The sequence below is a fragment of the Runella sp. genome, from assembly GCF_965279615.1.
GTDB lineage: Bacteria > Bacteroidota > Bacteroidia > Cytophagales > Spirosomataceae > Runella.
In genome coordinates, this window is the sequence record NZ_OZ257252.1 from 6064299 (window position 1) to 6083497 (window position 19199).

General features: G+C 45.5%; 11 protein-coding genes. 4 read left to right on the forward strand and 7 right to left on the reverse strand.

The window, feature by feature from the left end; translation table 11 throughout:
- The first annotated feature begins 8 nt into the window (after positions 1 to 8).
- Positions 9 to 1205 carry a DegT/DnrJ/EryC1/StrS family aminotransferase gene (locus ACQY73_RS25435; RefSeq protein ID WP_428656456.1) on the forward strand — a complete coding sequence of 399 codons (1197 nt, stop codon included), beginning with the start codon at positions 9 to 11 and terminating at the stop codon, positions 1203 to 1205.
- Between the two features lie 87 nt (positions 1206 to 1292).
- On the forward strand, positions 1293 to 3959 hold the full coding sequence (locus ACQY73_RS25440; protein ID WP_428656459.1) for a glycoside hydrolase family 2 protein: 2667 nt from the start codon (positions 1293 to 1295) through the stop codon (positions 3957 to 3959).
- Between the two features lie 331 nt (positions 3960 to 4290).
- Here ACQY73_RS25440 and ACQY73_RS25445 read toward each other — a convergent pair whose 3' ends face one another.
- A complete protein-coding gene (locus ACQY73_RS25445; RefSeq protein ID WP_428656461.1) occupies positions 4291 to 6858 on the reverse strand; it encodes a DUF4838 domain-containing protein in 2568 nt (855 codons plus the stop codon).
- Positions 6859 to 7474: 616 nt separating this feature from the next.
- Here ACQY73_RS25445 and ACQY73_RS25450 point away from each other — a divergent pair.
- Complete coding sequence (locus ACQY73_RS25450) at positions 7475 to 9817, forward strand: hypothetical protein (protein ID WP_428656463.1); 2343 nt, start codon at positions 7475 to 7477, stop codon at positions 9815 to 9817.
- 4 nt (positions 9818 to 9821) lie between these two features.
- The gene (locus ACQY73_RS25455) at positions 9822 to 10730 is read left to right on the forward strand and encodes a dihydrodipicolinate synthase family protein (protein ID WP_428656465.1); all 909 of its coding nucleotides are present in this window, start codon (positions 9822 to 9824) and stop codon (positions 10728 to 10730) included.
- A gap of 252 nt (positions 10731 to 10982) precedes the next feature.
- On the opposite strand, the gene ACQY73_RS25460 is transcribed toward ACQY73_RS25455, so the two are convergent.
- The 6 genes from ACQY73_RS25460 to ACQY73_RS25485 form a co-directional block, all read right to left on the reverse strand.
- A complete protein-coding gene (locus tag ACQY73_RS25460; RefSeq protein ID WP_428656467.1) occupies positions 10983 to 12107 on the reverse strand; it encodes a DUF3500 domain-containing protein in 1125 nt (374 codons plus the stop codon).
- A gap of 75 nt (positions 12108 to 12182) precedes the next feature.
- The gene (locus ACQY73_RS25465; protein ID WP_428656469.1) at positions 12183 to 13337 is read right to left on the reverse strand and encodes a P1 family peptidase; all 1155 of its coding nucleotides are present in this window, start codon (positions 13335 to 13337) and stop codon (positions 12183 to 12185) included.
- Between the two features lie 82 nt (positions 13338 to 13419).
- The gene (locus tag ACQY73_RS25470) at positions 13420 to 14271 is read right to left on the reverse strand and encodes a M23 family metallopeptidase (protein WP_428656472.1); all 852 of its coding nucleotides are present in this window, start codon (positions 14269 to 14271) and stop codon (positions 13420 to 13422) included.
- A gap of 126 nt (positions 14272 to 14397) precedes the next feature.
- Positions 14398 to 15450, reverse strand: coding sequence for a type II asparaginase (locus tag ACQY73_RS25475; RefSeq protein WP_428656475.1), 1053 nt, complete (start codon positions 15448 to 15450; stop codon positions 14398 to 14400).
- Positions 15451 to 15489: 39 nt separating this feature from the next.
- Complete coding sequence (locus ACQY73_RS25480) at positions 15490 to 17670, reverse strand: DPP IV N-terminal domain-containing protein (RefSeq protein ID WP_428656478.1); 2181 nt, start codon at positions 17668 to 17670, stop codon at positions 15490 to 15492.
- A gap of 263 nt (positions 17671 to 17933) precedes the next feature.
- Positions 17934 to 19091, reverse strand: coding sequence for a C45 family autoproteolytic acyltransferase/hydolase (locus tag ACQY73_RS25485; protein WP_428656480.1), 1158 nt, complete (start codon positions 19089 to 19091; stop codon positions 17934 to 17936).
- Positions 19092 to 19199 lie beyond the last annotated feature (108 nt).

Here is a 19199-nt window from a genome sequence, read left to right on the forward strand (position 1 = left end):
ATATAAAAGTGGAAATAGCCGAAAAAACTGTCAAGAAGACCTTTTCTTGGCCTATATTTGATCAAATAGAAGTAGAAGCCGTAGCCGAAGTGGTACGAAGCGGAAAATGGGGAAATCCCGATTGCGGCGATCTGGTCGAAACTTTTGAAAAAGAATTTGCCGCCTATTGCGGAAGCAAATACGCCATTAGCTGCGTCAACGGCTCGGTGTCGTTGCGTTTGGCGTTGATTGCCTGTGGCGTAAAACCCGGTGACGAGGTTATTGTGCCTCCTTATACATTCATTGCCACCGCTTCCACCGTCGTCGAAGTCAACTGCGTGCCTGTATTCGTAGATTTGGACCCCGATACCTACAATATCTCGCCCCAAGCCATCGAAGCGGCCATTACGCCGCGCACCAAGGTCATTATTCCGGTGCATTTCGGTGGACAGGCCTGCGACATGGATGCCATTATGGATATTGCCAAGCGGTATAATCTGCGCGTGATCGAAGACGCCGCTCACGCTCACGGTGCTGAATATAAGGGAAAGAAACTGGGTTCCATCGGCGACGTCGGCAGTTTCAGTTTTCAATCATCTAAAAATCTGACGGCGGGCGAAGGTGGAATTGTGGTAACGGATGACGATGAATTGTACGCCATGATGAACTCCCTTCGCAATGTGGGCCGCATCGAAGGCGGCCAATGGTACGATCATTATAATCCGGGTTGTAACTATCGCATTACGCAAATGCAGGCGGTATTGCTCTCGGCGCAACTCAAACGTTTGGAAGCGCAAACCGTTACCAGAAATGGGAATGGCCTGTATTTGAATGAATTACTGGAGCAAATTGAAGGAATTACACCTTTGAAACGCGGCTTAGGCGAAACGCGGCATTGTTATCATATTTATATTTTCAAGTACGACCAAACGCAATTTAACGGTCTCAGCAAAGTTGAATTTGCGGAGCGTTTAGCGGCGGAAGGTGTACCCTGTTTCCGAGGTTATCCACATCCTTTGTACAAACAGCCGTTATTCCAAAACAAGAATTTTATGTGCTACGCCCTCCCTGACGATGTGGACTATACGCAGGTATATTGCCCCGTAGCGGAACGTGCGTGTAGCGACGAAGCCGTGTGGATTTTACAACATGCGATGTTGGGAACGAAGGAAGATATGGAGTCGTTTGCGGCGGCCATTCGTAAAATAAAAAGTGAAGTTATCTGATTTTTTACCGCAATGGACGCAATAGGTTTCGCAATAGGCGCAAGTTTTTCTCTTTGCGTCTATCGCGGTTAAGTGAATAATAGAACCATGAATAAAGAAAGTATATTTTTCTGTTTAATTACATTATTGCTGCTCACAAGCTGTGGTTCCAAGATCAAGATTGAGGACCGTACTTTGCGTGATGGCTGGATGATCGCTTCTTCCAAAGAAATAAAAGGGGATGCCATCGCCTTGTCAGGTCTAACCAATTATTCTGATGCATGGTACAAAGCTACTTTGCCCACCACCGTTTTGGGCGCATTGGTAGATGCGGGAGAATACAAAGATGTTTTCTACGGCAAAAACCTCGAAAAAATTCCCCGTGCACGTTTTGAAAATACATGGTGGTTCAGGAATACGTTTCAAGTCGAAGATTTTGATGCCCAAAAAGAGCAATTACGCTTATTGATAGAAGGCATCAATTACCGCGCTGATTTTTGGATAAATGGCAAACAGGTAGCCACGCATGATACGCTTTTCGGTGCTTTTCGCCAGTTTGATCTGGACATTACTGACGTTGCCAAAAGTGGAGAGAATACGATTTTGGTGGAGATATTTCCGCCCCAAGTCCGTGATTTTTACATGGGCTATGTGGATTGGGCACCTACGCCTCCCGATCATTTTATGGGCATTTACCGGGACATTCACCTCAAACGTTCGGGCAAAGTATCGCTCAATGCGCCTTTTGTTGCTCCTGATGTGGATACTAAAGATCTAACCAAAGCGAGCTTGACCATCAGCACTGAGGTGTTTAACCACGGAAGTGAAGCTAAAACGGTAGAAGTTTCGGGTAAAATTGAAGACATCACCTTTAAGAAAACGGTCAAATTAGCGCCCAACGAACGGCAGGAGGTGAAGTTTACACCGCAGGAATTTACGCAACTTAATCTTAAAAATCCGCGACTTTGGTGGCCTAACGGATTAGGTGAACCGGCCATGTATGAATTGAAGTTGGAGGTAAATGAGCAGGGAGTGGTGCAGGATACACAAACCACAAAATTTGGTGTGCGCAAAATCGAAACTGCACTCAACGACAAAGGCGTGCGGGGCTATAAGGTCAACGGGCGTGATGTGTTGATCAAAAGTGCCGGTTGGGTAGACGATCTGTTTTTGCGTTATATGCCCGAAAAAGATGCGGCACAATTGCGTTATGTGAAAGAAATGAACCTCAATTCGTTGCGTTTTGAAGGAATTTGGGGAAACAACCACAACCTGTATAACCTCTGCGACGAAAACGGGATTCTGCTCATGGTGGGTTGGAGTTGTCAGTGGGAATGGCCTGATTACCTGGGCATGGAGTTGAAAATAAAGCCCGGCGACGAAAACCTCCCGATCAATGAAGGTGTGGATTTGTATGCAGTAAAGTTGAGACCGGATGAAGAAATGCTGTTATCCAACTACTTCCGTGATCAAGTCAAATGGCTGCGCAATCACCCGAGTATCTTTACGTGGGCGGGTGGCAGCGATGCCATGCCGAAGCCGTCGTTGGAGAAAATGTATCAGGAAACCCTCAAAAGATACGACCCTACGCGTCAGTTTTTGGTATCGTCGGGAGCTTTTGTGAGTACATTGACAGGTTCGTCGGGTATGAAAATGAACGGTCCTTATGAATATGTGCCGCCGGTGTATTGGTATGAAGATAAAAAACTGGGCGGTGCTTACGGCTTTAATTCCGAAGTTGGCCCCGGGCCGCAGATCCCGCCAGTGGAAAGTATCAGAAAAATGATGCCCGAAGCTGACCTATGGCCTGCTGATAACAAAATGTGGAATTACCACTCAGGGCGCAAAGATTTTAATACCTTGGGTGTGTTCCTGAAAGCGCTCAATAACAAACACGGTCAGCCGGCCAATTTGGACGATTTAGCCATGAAAGCACAATTGATGAGCTACGAGGCCATTCGCCCCATGTTTGAATCACATGTTATCAATCGCCCGGTGGCGACGGGTGTGGTGCAGTGGATGCTCAACTCGCCTTGGCCCGATTTTTATTGGCAAATGTACGATTACTACCTCATGCCAACGGGAGCGTATTACGGCACCAAAAAAGCCGCGCAACCCATCAATATTATTTATGATTATTACAATCGTACCCTTCACGTCAGCAATGATACGCGCACGGCCATCAAAGGCTATCAGGCGGAAGTAAAGCTGTTGGATCAAAACTCAAAAGTGATTTTTGAGCAGAAACAAACGGCTGATCTGGCTGAAAATACAGTACAAAAATGGCTGCAAGTGCCTGCTTTACAGGGTAAAAACCAAGTGTATTTCCTGTCCTTAAAACTCAAAAATAACACGGGCGAAGTGATTGCCGATAATTTTTATTGGCTCCCAACAAAAACGGATGAACTGGATTGGAAACAATACTTCTGGTTTTATACGCCGCAAAAGCAATACGCTGATTTCACCGCGTTGAATACCTTGCCCAAGGTGAAAGTTCAAACCGAAAAGACGGTCAAAGAACAAGGCGATGAATACGAAGTCTCGGTAAAACTGACAAATCCTTCGGATAAAGTGGCGTTTTTCATCGAACTGGAATTGGCGAAAGAAACTAACGGCCCGGCCATTTTACCTGTTTTCTGGACGGATAACTACGTGTCATTATTACCCGGCGAAACTAAAACCGTCAGTGTCAAATGTTACAAAAAAGATGCTGATTCCAAAGCGCCTGCGGTGCGGGTGAAGGGGTATAATTTGGAAGGGAATTTGGCCTTGTAATGAAAGAAAAAGGCTTCGGAGAAGCGTAATCTTGAAATGGCTTCGGAGAAGCCCAACCATTGTAGAAACGTGTGATGGAAATGGTGTATTAAAACCGGCTTCGGAGAAGCCCAACCATTGTAGAAACGTGTGATGGAAATGGTGTATTAAAACCGGCTTCGGAGAAGCCCAACATTTGTAGAATAAAGATTAACGTAACCCATACACCTTGAAGCTTCGGAGAAACGCAACTATCACAAAGGTTGCGCTTCTCCGAAGCTTTACGATTTATTAGGTATCTACCTCTCTTTTGCTACAAAGGTTGGGCTTCTCCGAAGCCGGTTCCGTTACCTTATTTCGCATTTTCAACCCAACTGTGAAATCCATTTACATTCGGCGCACCCTCCTCGGCGAAATGCGTGATACCTTCTCTTTTGACAATTGTATTAAATTTTAAATATGTGCCGTCTACGCGCGAAAACGTGGGATTTTTGCGGCATTTGAGGTAGAGCAACGGCAACGAGGCCATTTCTACCCGACGTAACATTTCAACATTGTCCGCTACTTTTTCGGCTTCTTTGAAGAGCTTTGAGGCCTGCTGCACAAAATCGCCCGCAAAGATTGGATCATCAGGTTTGAGCCCTAAATGAATGTGCGTATTAGGGGTGATTTGCCCCTGAATCAGATCGTAATATTGACGAATGAATTTCCCCGCGCGGCCGTAATAGCCGTACATAAAATCATCTACAACTTCGTTGACGTCACAGTCCGGATTCCAGAGCAATTTGGAGATCAGATACGCTTTCAGTTCCGCAAATTCTCCGCCGCGACTTTGATAAGCGGCCTGTTCCATGATGCCAATGGCGTTGTTTTCCTGAAACGTCTTGATATTGGGCTGCAATACTTTGAAATTAGGGTAAGGCATGATGTAATGACTGAAATTGACCACATAATCCCAGATGTACATGTGCGGTGCCAACGTTGACCAACCTTTTAAGTCTTGCAGAAACGATTGATTTTCAGGGCAGGATTTAAAATCGTGCGCAAAACAACATTCAATGCTGCAAAGACGAACCACAACGTTGTTACGCGGGCGGATGCTTTTGGGCGGTGTGCGGGTATATTGGTATGCCAATGTTCCGATAAATTTGCTGGGAAATTCTTTTTCTACAGCTTCCGCTACTTGGTTCACAAACCAGATATTAATTCCCGATTCGCCGCCTTCACGTTGTACAATCGCCCGGCATTTATCGCATTGGCATGGATTGTACCAGTCGTTTTGCGAAACATCATAGATCAGATTATCAGGACTTTCGCGCATTCTTTTTTTGATACGTTCGATCATGATTTGCAGCACTTCCGGATTGGAAAGGCATAATTGCGCGCGGTCGTGGGTACGTTTGCCTTCGATCAGGCTGTAATATTCGGGATGTTTGCCAAAAAACTCCGCAGGAGGAATCAATGGATAAAATGTATGCACCGACCAATACGCTTCTACGCCGCCGGGCTGCTTGCGCTCATTCATAGCACCGTTCATCTTGTTGCGCGCAGCCCATGTCGGATCAAAAGCTTCGTAATAAAAATCATTGCGAACCCGCACGCCCGGGGATTCTGCATGATCGAAGTGATTGAAGATCAATTCATCTCTTTTGGGAATCATTTGAACCGTCGGGGTATAAAACCGACAACCGAGTTCGTTTTCCAAAAAAGTCATCACGCCGTACATCGTACCTCGTTGACTACCGCCGTAGATCAAAATATCCTGCCCGGCGTTGCAATAGCGAAACGATTCATCCGTAACAGCGGGTTGGGTTGCGCCCGTTTTAGCTGTAACAAATTCATTGAAACCTACCACAATTTGCGGGCCATCGTATGCCTGATTCAACGATTGAATGGGCAATTCGACTCCACTGATTTCTTTCAACCAACGCTGCAATTCCTGAGCCGCCCATTGTTCAGAACCGGAAGCATTGGCGGCCAAGGCAATGCGATAGGTTGATTTTTGATTAGAAAACAAACTGTAATTCATTCGTTTCCCTGCTTCAAATCGAATACTCTGATTGATTTGCTCACCACTTTTCAGGATTATCGTCAATTGGGCAACGTAAGGTTGCAGATTATCCGTTTTGATGTTTAATTTTTGGCAAAAATCCTTGGAACGTTCATCGCTTGTCACCGCCTTTTTCTGACTGTTACTGATGGAATAGTGAACCTTTTTCACTAACTCATTCAGTACCGTTGTCGATAACTCAGAAACAAGCTCGGCTTCACCGTTTTCTTTGGTCGTAATTTTAAAAATGCCGCCTTTTTCAACCAATTTTTGGGTCGAAAAAGGAAACAGGCGAACGCAAAACTCCCAACGATTTCCGCGCTCTTCCACTTTCAGAAGCAAGGTATTTGTGCCTTTTTTAAGTGTAACGGGAATAACATCATCATCGACGGTCAAGCCGCGCGCTTCCGGCACATCCCATACTTCTACGCCGTTGACCCACAACCTTCCGCCATCGTTAGTACCTAAGGACACAAACCAAACTCCTGCCTCTGCGGCCATCACTTCGGTGTAAGCGTAGGCAATAACATTGTCATTGCGGGAAACGGTTTTATTCAAATCAATGATGGAGTCGGGGGTGGTGTGAAGTACCCATTTTGCAGTACCCGTGGCGTATTTGACAACATCCCCCGCTTGAAATTGAGGGTTCTTTTCGCCACCGATCTTGGTTAAATAATCTTTGTTAAAACCCACTAAATGATCCCATTGTTGAAAAGCATCTTTGGGCGTTTCCAACGGAAATGGCCCACATAGCAGCCATGTTTTAAGCCATTGCCCCGTTGCGATGGGTTGAGGTGAAAGCTTTTGTGCGTGCGTGTTTTCTGTAAATAGAAGGGTACTTAAGAAAATTAAAAGAAACAGGTTTTTCATAATAGCAGGTTTAGAATCAGGCATATTCGTAGTACTTTTTTGGGGGTGAAAAAGGCTATCGTTGTAATACCGGAATAAGCTTTTGATGCTGAGTCTTCCTACTTTACAGAAGCCATTGTTTATCATGCCGGACAGAGCCGCCCAAGCAGGCATCTAAAAGCATAGTTTTTGCTCCGTAGGAGCTACCTATTTGTAGCAAAGGAATACATTCCAAATTTGTTTTGTGCTGTAGACACAACCCATGTTTTTAAGCAGTAGGGTAGCTTCTACGGAGCAAAAAGGTGTTATTTTGTTATTTCCGAATTCTATAAATAGGTAGCTCTCACGGAGCAGAACTGCACTTCTTTACTCATCATTGAAATTCAATTATCAAAAAAAGAGGCAATGATGCTCCGTGGGAGTTACCTGTTTGTAGCAAAAGAATACAAACCGAATTTGATTTGTACCGTAGGTACAACCCTTTTTTTAAAGTGGCAGATTAGCTTCTATGGAGCATTTTTTCAACAATAAATGACAAAACATAATCATTCCCGATTTTACATTACAGTGTCTTTTTCAATAGCCCAAATCAAGGTAAAAAGAGTACTACATCTACATTCATTTGATTCATTAAACCATGCTTTCTAAAAGTACTTTTTACTTCTTTGGGCTTCTTCTTTGCAGCGTATTGTCGCTGAAAGCCCAACCCATCAATCTCAAAAATGCCACTGTTATCGTTGCGCCGTCGGTGCCTTTGCCTATGAAGGAAACGGCCCCGCGTATGTTGACGGAAGAGATCGCTAAGCGTACCAATTTAGTGTTTAAAACGGCAACGGCCTGGCCTAAAACCAATGCGGTCACCATTGCATTTGTGTTGTCAGGTGACCGCGAATTGTTGGGAAAAACCATCCCTGTCCGAACCGATAAAAGCGGTGCTGAATACCAAACCGAAGGGTTTCGGGTAGTGAGTGAAACCAACGACAAAGGCGGCGTTTTGTGGATCATCGGTGCGGATGCTCGTGGTGTGTTGTTTGGAACAGGTTGGTTGCTTCGAAAACTGCAATTGTCGCCCGGCTTGGCGCAGTTGGAAGGTAATATAGACATTGCTTCATCCCCTGACTATCCTATACGCGGGCATCAATTGGGTTATCGTCACACCGCCAATTCGTACGATAAATGGAGTGTGGCGCAGTTTGAGCAATACTTTCGGGATTTGGCCATATTTGGAACCAACGCCATCGAAGGAATTCCGTTTCACGAAGATGAAAGACCCAATCCGCATTTTGCGATTCCTGCCTCCGAAATGCGCGTGAAAATGGGCGCTTTGTGCCAACTGTACGACATGGATTATTGGGTTTGGACGCCTGTAACATTTGAACTGACCGACAAAGAAAAACGCGCCGCCGAACTGAAATTGCACGAAGATTTCTATAAGAACTGCCCACGTCTTGACCATATTTTTGTGCCCGGTGGGGATCCCGGCGAAAACCACCCGCGCGAAGTGATGCCGTTTTTGAAAGACTTACACCAAATTTTGACCAAATACCACCCCAAAGCTAAAATCTGGATCTCATTACAGGGCTTCAGCGTAGAGCAGGTGGATTATTTTTACCGCTATTTGGCAGAAAACAAGCCCGCTTGGTTGCAGGGGGTGGTGTCAGGGCCCGGAAGCCCTCCGATGGCTGAAACCCGTTTTCGTTTGCCCGCCAACTACCAGCACCGTGAGTACCCGGATATTACACACAACGTTCGTTGCGAGTTTCCGGTGCGCGGTTGGGATCAGGCTTATGCACTCACATTGGGGCGTGAGGCTGCCAATCCACGCCCGTACGCCTTTGCCGAAATCCATCAGACATATGCGCCGTTTACCAATGGGTTTGTTTCGTATTCTGACGGTTGTCATGATGATGTTAATAAAGTGATTTGGAGTATGCGCGCTTGGGATACCCAAATGGATGTGCGGGAAATTCTGGAAGATTATGGTAATTTTTTCTTTAACAAAAACGTTGCCGGCCCTACTGCCGACGGTATTGCCGCACTCGAAAGTAACTGGAAAGGGCCGCTCGCGCAGAATGGCGGCGTGGAGGCTACGTTTGCTTTTTGGAAAAACTTAGAAACGACGAATCCGACATTAAAAGGAAACTGGCGTTGGCAAATGCTTTTGCTGCGTGCTTATTATGATACTTACACCAAACGCAGATTAGCCTATGAACAATTGCTTGAAAAACAGGCAAATGCGATTTTGGCAACTGCTCCGAAAATAGGCACAGACAAGGCGATGGAGTCTGCTTTGGAAACGGTAAACAAAGCCGATAAAGTAAACATTGCTCCCGAACTGCGTCAGAAAATCGAACAATTATGTGCTGATTTATTCACATCCATTGGCCTACAAACGAGCGTTCCCAAACATAAAGCCAAAGGCTACGAGCGCGGTGCAGTATTGGATTTTGTCGATTATCCGCTTAACAACCGTTGGTGGTTGGCCGATGAGTTTAAGAAAGTCAGCGCATTGCCTTCCAACGAAGCCAAACTGCAACGACTGAAAACCATCAGCACTTGGGAAAACCCCGGACCCGGAAGTTTTTACGACGATGTTTCGAGCGTAGCCAAAGGGCCGAGAGTCAAAACGATTTCTGAGGATGCCACCGACGTAGCTTGGTGGCAGGACGGTTTCAGTCGGACGCGGCTTTCGTCTCAGTTGTTTCAGAAATGTCCGGAATTGGTGTATGATAATCTTCAACCGGGAGAGCGCTATATCCTTCGTATTGTAGGTGAAGGCGAAGCCTTATTACGGGTAGATAACTACCGCTTGCAGCCGACAGTTTATAACCGTGAGACCGAATCTGTAAAAGAATGGATCATTCCGCTTTCGTTGACGCAGGACGGTAAATTGCACGTCACGTTTGACGAGCCGGAAGAATCGCATTTGAACTGGCGCAAACAATCCAAGATCTCGGACGTGTGGTTGTTGAAGCAGTAAATTCATGAAAGAATTGTTGCCTGTTTCGGGCATTATTACGGTCTTAAATACGCCGTTTGATCCGCAAAACCAAGTAGATGAAGCGTCGCTCAGACGCAATGTGCAGTATGCTTTGGCAGCGGGTGTGGCAGGATTTTTGGTGCCTGCTATGGCCTCCGAAGTTTATTCGTTGACAATGAGCGAACGGCTGCGCATGGTGAAAATCGTGATGGAAGAAGTGGACGGGCGCGTTCCTGTATTTGCAGGTGCAGGTGAACGGGACGCCGCTCGTCAACGAGAAATGGTGAGTCAATACGTGCAGATGGGTTGCCAACATGTATTGTTTCAAATTCCGTTCGAGAATGAAACGCAATTCAAAAAGCAGTTTTATGACTTGGCGGCCATCGGTCCCGAAATCATCATGTTGCAGGATTGGGATGCCAACGGAGTCGGTCTTTCCGACAACCTCATCGAAGAGTTTTTTCGAGAAGTGGAAGCGTTTCGCTGCCTAAAAATTGAGACCGTCCCTGCCGGCGTAAAATATAGCCGTATTTTGGAATTGACCGAAGGAAAACTTCATTTGAGCGGTGGCTGGGCAGTTACACAAATGATAGAGGGCCTGAAACGTGGAGTGCACGCGTTTATGCCCACAGGTATGCACCTGATTTATACCACGATATACAATTGTTTCAAAACGGGAGAAATAGAGAAAGCCGAACAGCTCTTTTATCAATTACTCCCCGTTTTGAGTTTTTCCAACCAACACCTCGACATTTCGATTCATTTCTTCAAACGCCTTTTGCACCGTCAGGGTATTTACAGCACACCCAACGTTCGGGCTTCGCTTTTACCTTTTGATGCGCTTCATGAACAGCTCGCGGAAGCATTGATCGAACGAGTGATTCAGATGGAAGAGATGTTGAGAATAGTATAATTGACTTTTAAAAGAACGCTTTTTGCTATCTTTGGTAAAGAATAAAACATCAAAAAGCATGTCTACTTTAGAGTTGGAAGCAGAAATTCACAAAAAGGTTGATAATTTTTATTAGCCTATGTCACTGCGGTGACGGTTGCCGTAGGCATGGCATTAACTGTTGATTTGACCGAGACGGCTCCCTTAGTATTTTTTTGATCAGACTACTTTTAAAGCGAAATAATAAACACCTTATTTGTATTCGGGTTGAGCCTAATGCTTCGTTTCCAAATAGTGTTGCTTTAACAGATCAGCACCAAAGTCATTTCCCTTCTCCCGCAGAATGGCGTGAATGTGATTGCCGTCGTTTTGGAAGCCTACGTTGTCGTACTCGATCAGAAAATCGGGACCGTTGATGATATAGTAATGCGGCTTATTGTTTTCCAAACTTCCTATCCAGGCAAAATACACTTTTTCGATGCCGGATTTGATGATCTTTTCAAACAACTGATGCGCTTTTTGGTGCTCAAAATTGTGGATATATTCCTGAATAAGAAGCTTTAGCAATGCCTTTTGGCCTTCGTCAAATTGGGCAGCGGCAATGCCGTAATAGTCAGTGATCCGTTGGCTGCTTTGAGGATTGGTAATAATATCGCCGGGAACCTTTTGCTTCAAAACGGCGATGGTTTTTTGGGCTTCCGACAACGCATTGATAAGCATAAAACCGTAATCTTCTTCCTTGCTCAACACCCTGAAACCGGCATATTTAGACGACTTTACTTCCGAAGGGTCAGTGCCGATAAAATAAGGTGACATTGTGACGTTTTGGCCGCGACATGTGAGATTCAGCGCCATGTGGTGGCCGCCGAAGTTAAGCCCCCACGCTTCTTTACTCTGCGGCTTTCCCCAAATGGAAATGTAATAATTACCGTGCGACCAATTTAATCCCTGAATCATTTTGAGGGTTTTATCATTGATCTCGCCCTTATCAAAAGCCTGTTGATAGAGCGTATTCAGAATGTCGTCCAATTGCATAATACTCGTCGTTTTCAAATATCCCTGCGAACTGAGCATGGCCGAAAGGACGCGATGAAACGCCATTCGACTTTTATCCGACAACGAACCGTACTGAATGCCCGGACGCGGCACCATTCCCACGGGCAAATTTGTCCATTTGAAACGCAGACTGTCGTTGAAAGAATAAGTGGTCTTTTTTAATTCTTCGGCGTTGAGCGTTGATAAAAACTGATTGGCCGATTCAGTAATTAAATTGCCGGATTGAGCAAAAGCTCCCGTTCGGAACGCTGAACTAAAGCATAAGAAAGATAAAAAGAAACCGATACGAAAACATGGCGCAGTGCAGACATCGGCCGCGAAGTTTTTCAGTAATTTTTTCATGAATAAATGAGAGGTTTAGGACGATACTTCTTACTATACAAACCCAATGTTCTGAAACTGTAACAAAAAGTGCGGTTATTTTATCCGGTTATACTTTCTCAAAACATCAACAACCTTTTTATGCGGCAAAGCGTAAGCTTTGTTCCCGTTGATGCCTTCCATTGTTTCGGCAGCTACCATGGCGTTGACGATGGATTCTTCGGTGGCCTGAACGGTAGCCTCAAACAAAGGATTGATTAAGTCGTTGGGTAATTGATCAACTTTCGTAAAATTTTGCCGCTGAAATGCCGTCGCATTGGCGGTAGAAAAAGCAATGAAAATATCGCCGGAGCCATTTTCGCCGCGCCCACCCATTTTTCCTACGCCAATCGGAACGCGGGCCGCGATTCTTTTTAATTGATGCGGTAGTAAAGGAGCATCCGTTGCTACTACCACAATGATGGAGCCATCACCGGGTTGGTAGGAGGGAGGTGCTTTGAATTCTGAATTTAAGGTATCTTTCAATTCCTGTCCCACGGGCACGCCCGCAATGGTAAAGTTTCTTTTGCCGCCAAAGTTTGATTGTACCAACACGCCTACGGTATAGGTTGAATCTTTGATCTTCACAATTCGGGAGGAGGTGCCGGTGCCGCCTTTGAATCCCAAGCACATCATGCCCGTGCCGCCGCCCACGTTTCCTTCCTGCAATAAACCCGATTTGGCTGTATTTAAGGCTTCATACGCATGGCTTTCTTTGACATGAAATCCGTAGATATCGTTCAAAAAACCGTCGTAGGTTTCAGCCACGACGGGGTAAGTGTACCAGAAATCCTCTTTGTACCATTTGGTTTCCACAAACCATTTCAACACCGCATCGCGTACTACGCCCACGCTGTTGGTATTGGTGATCATGATGGGTGTTTCCAAAAATCCTGATTCGGTGATCCATGTGGTGCCGGTCATTTCGCCGTTGCCGTTTAACGAATACCAGTTGGCATACACCGGGTTATTGTTTCGTCCCCTTGGCAAAATAGCCGTTACGCCCGTTCGGACCGGGCCTTTGCCGCGCACGTTTTTGCCTTGCCCCGAGATGATGGTACTGTAGCCCACTTCCACGCCTTTTACGTCGGTAATGGCGTTGAATTTGCCGGGTGTACCGTCAAAAGGAATTCCGAGGGTTCTTGCTCGCGGCTTTTGGGAGTATCCAATTTGTACACAAAAAAGTAAGACAAGAATGACTGCATTTTTCATACGAATGGCTTTATTTCTTGGTAAAATCGACTCTTAAATCTTACAAGGGTGTGGATACAGATCGCGATGAAAAGCGGCCGAATTATCGTACATCAGGCAAATTGGTTGGGTCACCAAACAACAAAGTAGGGTCGATACGAGCACCGTGCCACCGCACCCCCAAATGCAGATGAGGCCCCGTAGTGCGGCCGGTGTCACCTACCGTTCCAATTTTTTGCCCCTTTTTAACTGCTTGATTTTCTTTTACTTCAATATTTTTGAGGTGAAAATATTCGCTGATAAGCCCGTTGCCGTGGTCGATATAAATAGAATTGCCACTGTAAAAATGACCTGCTGCCAGAATAATTGTTCCATCGGCCACGCTCAATATGGATTCGCCGCCTGTTACTGGGTAGTCGGTGCCGGTATGGCGGTCGCGGGCTTGACCATTAAAGGTGCGGCAAGTGCCAAAGTTGTCAGTTCCTTTGGCAAGCGGTTTGGCGGGTTTGCTTAAAGGCAGGTCAAAAGTGGGCGCTGTTTCGGCTTTGCTGAAAGCCAATAAAGGACGAATAACGGCGGACTCTTTTCGATTTCTTGCCAAATTTTCGGCGGAAACATCAATGTATTCGGTTTTTGTAAAATTAGTGATGTCTTCTTTCTCACACTCTTTTAATTCAACTGTCATCTTGGCGTTTTCAAGCTTGCCACCGGTTGTTCGGCGTGATATACTATAAACACCCGGCTTTCTTTCCATGTCCACGGGATAATAACACGTTCCTTCCACGGCTTTCCAAGCCTGTTTTTCAAAACTACATCGTAAACAATTGCCTGCCCAACGCGCTACCCCTCCCTGTGAAACGGTAACGGAGCGCGAAACAGCCGTAGCTTTGGTTTGGGCTACTGCCATAGTTCCTAATCCTAAAAACGCAACAAACACACCAACAGAAGCTTTCATGTAGAATTTGATTAAATGAATGATTTAATTGCTTAGACTCTGCCAGTTGTTAAAAGAACCCTGCCACGGCACCGGCTGTGATTAGTATTGGGCTAAAGATACCTACTTATGTTCAGCATTGATGCATTAATAGGTCAGGAAGATTTCCTGTATTTTTTCCCGGTCTTGCGTCTTGGTGAGGGCTAACATTAATAAGATACGTGCTTTCTGAGGATTATGATCAAGGGCCGCTATTGTGTTCATTTTAACGTCGTTAAACTCATCTTCGGTAGCGATCTCGGTATTTCCTGAAACTACCCGGGAGGAGCGCACGATAATGGTTTTTGTTGCCTTTGCCTTTTGGATGGCCTCTTGAACGGCTTGATTATAATGGCCGTTACCGACGCCGGCAATCACGATTCCGTCAATGTTTTCATTAAGCAAGGCATTTATAGGTATTGCGGAGGCATCTGCATACATGGAAACAATTTCCACTTTGGGCAAAGCAGAAATTTTGCTTATGTCAAAAAAAGGTTTCAGACCGAGGTAGAGAGGTTGACTATGATATTTAACCTGACCGTCGTGTATTTTTCCGATGGAGCCGGTATTGGGTGAATCAAACGCATTGACATCCAGTGTATTGATCTTTGTTACATTTTTTGCATCATAGATCCGTTCATTAAAGCTCAGTATCACGCCCTTGCCCTGGCTTTGGGGAGCGGCGGCTACCAAAATAGCATCGTACAGGTTTTTAGGCCCGTCGGTGCTGATGGCCGTTGAAGGACGCATGGAGCCGGTCAGCACCACCGGTTTAGCTGAACCGGTGGTGAGACTTAAAAAGTAGGCAGTTTCTTCCTGCGTATCGGTTCCGTGGGTAATGACAATCCCGTCCGCTTCATTTTTAGCGACTATTTCATTGATGCGCTTTGCCAATTTCAACCAAATGTCAATCGTGATCTTGTAGCTGCCGACAGAGGCTATCTGCTCACCCTGTACATCGACCAATTTATTGATGGTGGGAATAGCGACCAACAAATCCTGAATGGGGATTTTTCCCGCTTCATAAGCGGCCCGGTCCGGATTAGCCCCTTTTCCGGCAATGGTTCCTCCGGTAGCCAAGACGATTACCCTGGGCTTTTGGGCATTGGCCTTTAACTGAAGTAAACAGGTTGCGAACAGAAGGAGGAACACCTTTTTCATCGTAAAATAATCACAGGGTTTAGTGGGCTACTTATCGTTCTATTCCTTCGCTCTTGGGTCAGATGTTATTTTGATCTGATATTCTTTGGGAGGTGTTGCCTGCATCAAATGTTGTACAAAATAGTCCCATCGCTTGCGCATCATGTAATAAGTGCTTTCTCCATAGCCGTGGCGGGCATTGGGGAAAATAAGAAAATCAAAGTCTTTATTGGCTTTGATCAATGCATCGGCTACCAGATACGAATTATAGGGAGGAACATTATCGTCCATGCCGCCATGCACCAGTAACAGTTTTCCTTTTAAATTTTTGGCGTATACCTGATTCGCCTGTTGTTCATAGTTAGAAATGCCCATTTCGCCTTTTGTTTCCAATCCAATGTAGCGTTCGCCCCAATCATCTTCGTAGTTTCTGTTTTCGTGATTGCCGGATTCTGAAATGCCGACCTTAAAGAAATCAGGGTATTTGAACAGCGCGGCAGCCGTCGCAAATCCTCCTCCGGAATGTCCCCAAATGCCGACACTATTCAAATTCAGATACGTATATTTTTCGGCCAGTTGTCTTAGCCCCGCCATTTGGTCGGGTAAGGTGTTTTCGCCCATATTGCCGTAGCAGGCATCATGAAAAGACTTGGAACGGTTCGGGTTACAACTGCCTTCCAAAACCACCACCACGAAGCCCAATTCGGCCAACGCCTGATTGTCTCGGGTGGCTCCTAAAAAGCTCCACGAACCCACACTGCCGCCCTGCGGACCGGGATAGATGTAGACAATCACGGGGTATTTTTCAGAAGGATTTAGGTTGGAGGGAGTAAACATCTGGCCATATAAGTCCCATTTATTGTCTGCCGATTTTACGCTGAAAGGAGTTGGCGGAGTCCAGCCAATGGCTTTTAAGCGCGTTATGTCGGTCTTTTCTAAAGTCGTAATCAATGCGCCTTTCAAATCGCGTACTTCTGTAACGGGCGGTACATTCGGTTGGGAATAGGTATCGGTAAAATACTTCCCGTCGGGCGAAAAGCTGATCGTGTGATGGCCGGCATTGGGGGTTAGCAATGTCAAATTTTTACCGCTGAAATCAACCCGATACACATAAGAGAAATAGGGGTTTTGACCGGGTTCTTTTCCTTTTCCTTCAAAATAGATCACGCGTTGCGAAGCATCTGTTTTCAGAACACGGGTAACCACAAAATTGCCGGTAGTGATCTGATTTTTAACATTACCGCTCGTGGCATCGTAGAGATATAAATGCCCCCAGTCTGATCTTTCCGAATACCAGATGATTTCATTGGTCTTCGGCAGAAACTTCCAGTTGACGGCCCCTTGCCCGGATTCGTATTGAGTGTTTACTTTTTCCTCAAAAACAGTCTTTACTTCACCCGTTTCGGCATTGGCTATGCGTAGGGTAGCCTGTTTGTGATCTCGGGTGGTTGATACAAAAGCAAGCTGCTTACCGTCATCACTCCAGTCCGTATCATCCAATTCGCCATTGTGCGATATATCATCGCCTCGGGTGCTGCGTCGGTCATCGGCCTTTGAGGCAAGGCGAATCACTTTGGGCGATTCAATATCAATAATAACCCGATGAATTTTGATAACGGCGGAATCGGTCGGCAGGGGATATTTCCACTCTTCCAATTCGGGCGAACCTACCGTTGTTTTTACCAAATACATACTTTTGGTATGGCGTTGGTCTTGCTGATACGTGGCAATTTTTTTTGAATCCGGCGACCAACTTACAATGGCTTTGGCCGAATGTTTCCAGCCGGCATTATCGGTAGCATAGCCAAAGTCTTTGATGCCATCGGTGGTCAGGGCCGTTTCTTTGCCGGTACTCAGGTCTTTTACCCATACATTCCAATTGCGGATAAAGACAACCTTTTTGCCATCCGGCGACAGCGCTTCTATAAAGGAAACTTTTGGCGGAGTTGGCGCGGCAGCTACACCTTCCAACAATTCTTTTCTCGAATTTGCCGTAGTTTTTTTGCCGTCAGCGGGATTGTATAAAACGTATTTTGATTCATTGGCCGTCAAAATACGATACCAAAGTCGACCATCGGGCAACCATTGCGGCTGTATCTGATTGTCAATGTACTTGGTCGCGTTGGGGACGAGCATAGTGGCGGCACGATCATAATCGGCTGCGGTAAAAACCTTTTGGGTTTGAGCATTGGCTGAAATGGTAAAAAGCAACAGCCAGGCGATCGGGTATTTTTTTTGCATCAAAAAAAGAATTTTATGATTTAAAAAGGGATAAGAATGCGTTGAAAATGAGAGGTCGGAATTCTATGCATTTTACAAAAAAAATAAAAGAATACCGGTTAATGGCAGGAAAAGAAAGTTGTTGTAATCAAATATTATTTGGAAGATTAGGAATCAAAGTTTCGCTTGCTGTTTGACCCCATCCGGGGTCATATGTTTGTAGAAATTGGCCTATCTAGCTACAAACGTCTGACCCCGGATGGGGTCAAACAAATCCAGAGCATCTACTTAAAGTCAAATCGCTTATATTCCGATTCATCGGGTGGCCCTGCCGTGACTTGGAGATTAGGCGTACCGGTAAGCGTCATGATGACCGAGGCAAAGGTAAATCCGCCGTTTTTGGGAGCCCTGCACACGGGATTTTCTTTGTCATCTTTGGAGCGCAATGTTTCTTTTATGAGTACATCATTCAGGGTTGGGCTTGCCATCACTCTATTTTGAACCGCGGCTAATCGAATGTAACTGTTTGAATTTATGGGCTTTGTTGCTGAAGTTGGGTCAAATCTTTTGGCCCATTCTTTCACATCATCATTGACAATCGGATGATTGGTATGATAGACCGTTCTATTGGGATTTTTAGGGTCAAATCGAACGACTTTGTTGGCCGAGGCTTCAAAATCATACACTTCGCCTTGGATACCGATGAGGTAGTTTTGACCGGAAGCGTGCGGTACTGTTTGGATAAAATTCAGCAGATCATTTTTGTCGGTTGAGTTGAGAATACGCCGTACGATAAACGCTACCGGCAATCCTTTATTAGAGGCTTTCAACTGCATTATCGTATTCATACAGGCGCCGATGCCTGCTTCGTTCATGCCGTTGAAACCGATAGCGCCCGGGTGCGTTAGGATAAATTGCTCCGGGCGTTTGTCTGTTCTTTCCAATCGAATCAAAATCTGATAGCCATCCGTGTAACTTTCAATGTCCATATTTTGAGCGATATAGCCCACACTTCCGTTGACCGAAGGCACGCCTATGCCGCTGCAATGATGGTTTGAAATAGCGTCGATATACACCCAAAACTCGTCCAAAAGATTGAACAACATAATGTCGTTAAAAGACTGTCCCGAGCCGTCGGCAATGCCTTTGACTTCTTCGTACAGTTCGGGCGTATACTTCTTGATGTCATCGGTAAATTGGGCATAGTCAAAAAATTCCTTTATGGCCTTATCGGCGTCTTTGTGCAGATTGTCGGCAGTGTTCTTTTTCATCTTAACAACAAGCTCTCCGATTTCCTTTTTCAAGAGTTTGCCGTGTTGCAGGCCCAATGCATAGCCACTGCCCGAAAGTCGGACTTCTCGAATTTCCCGTTTAGAGGACTGCGTTTGGCTAATTGCCGAAAATGAGAAAATGAAGAATACAAACAGTAGGGTGCTTTTCATGTTGGTTGTTTTTTGAGTCAGATATGCGGTCAGAACGGGTGTATAATTGTCGGTAGGTTTAAATAGAAAGTTTCATAATAAACGTTGTTACTTCACCTTCCGAGCCCT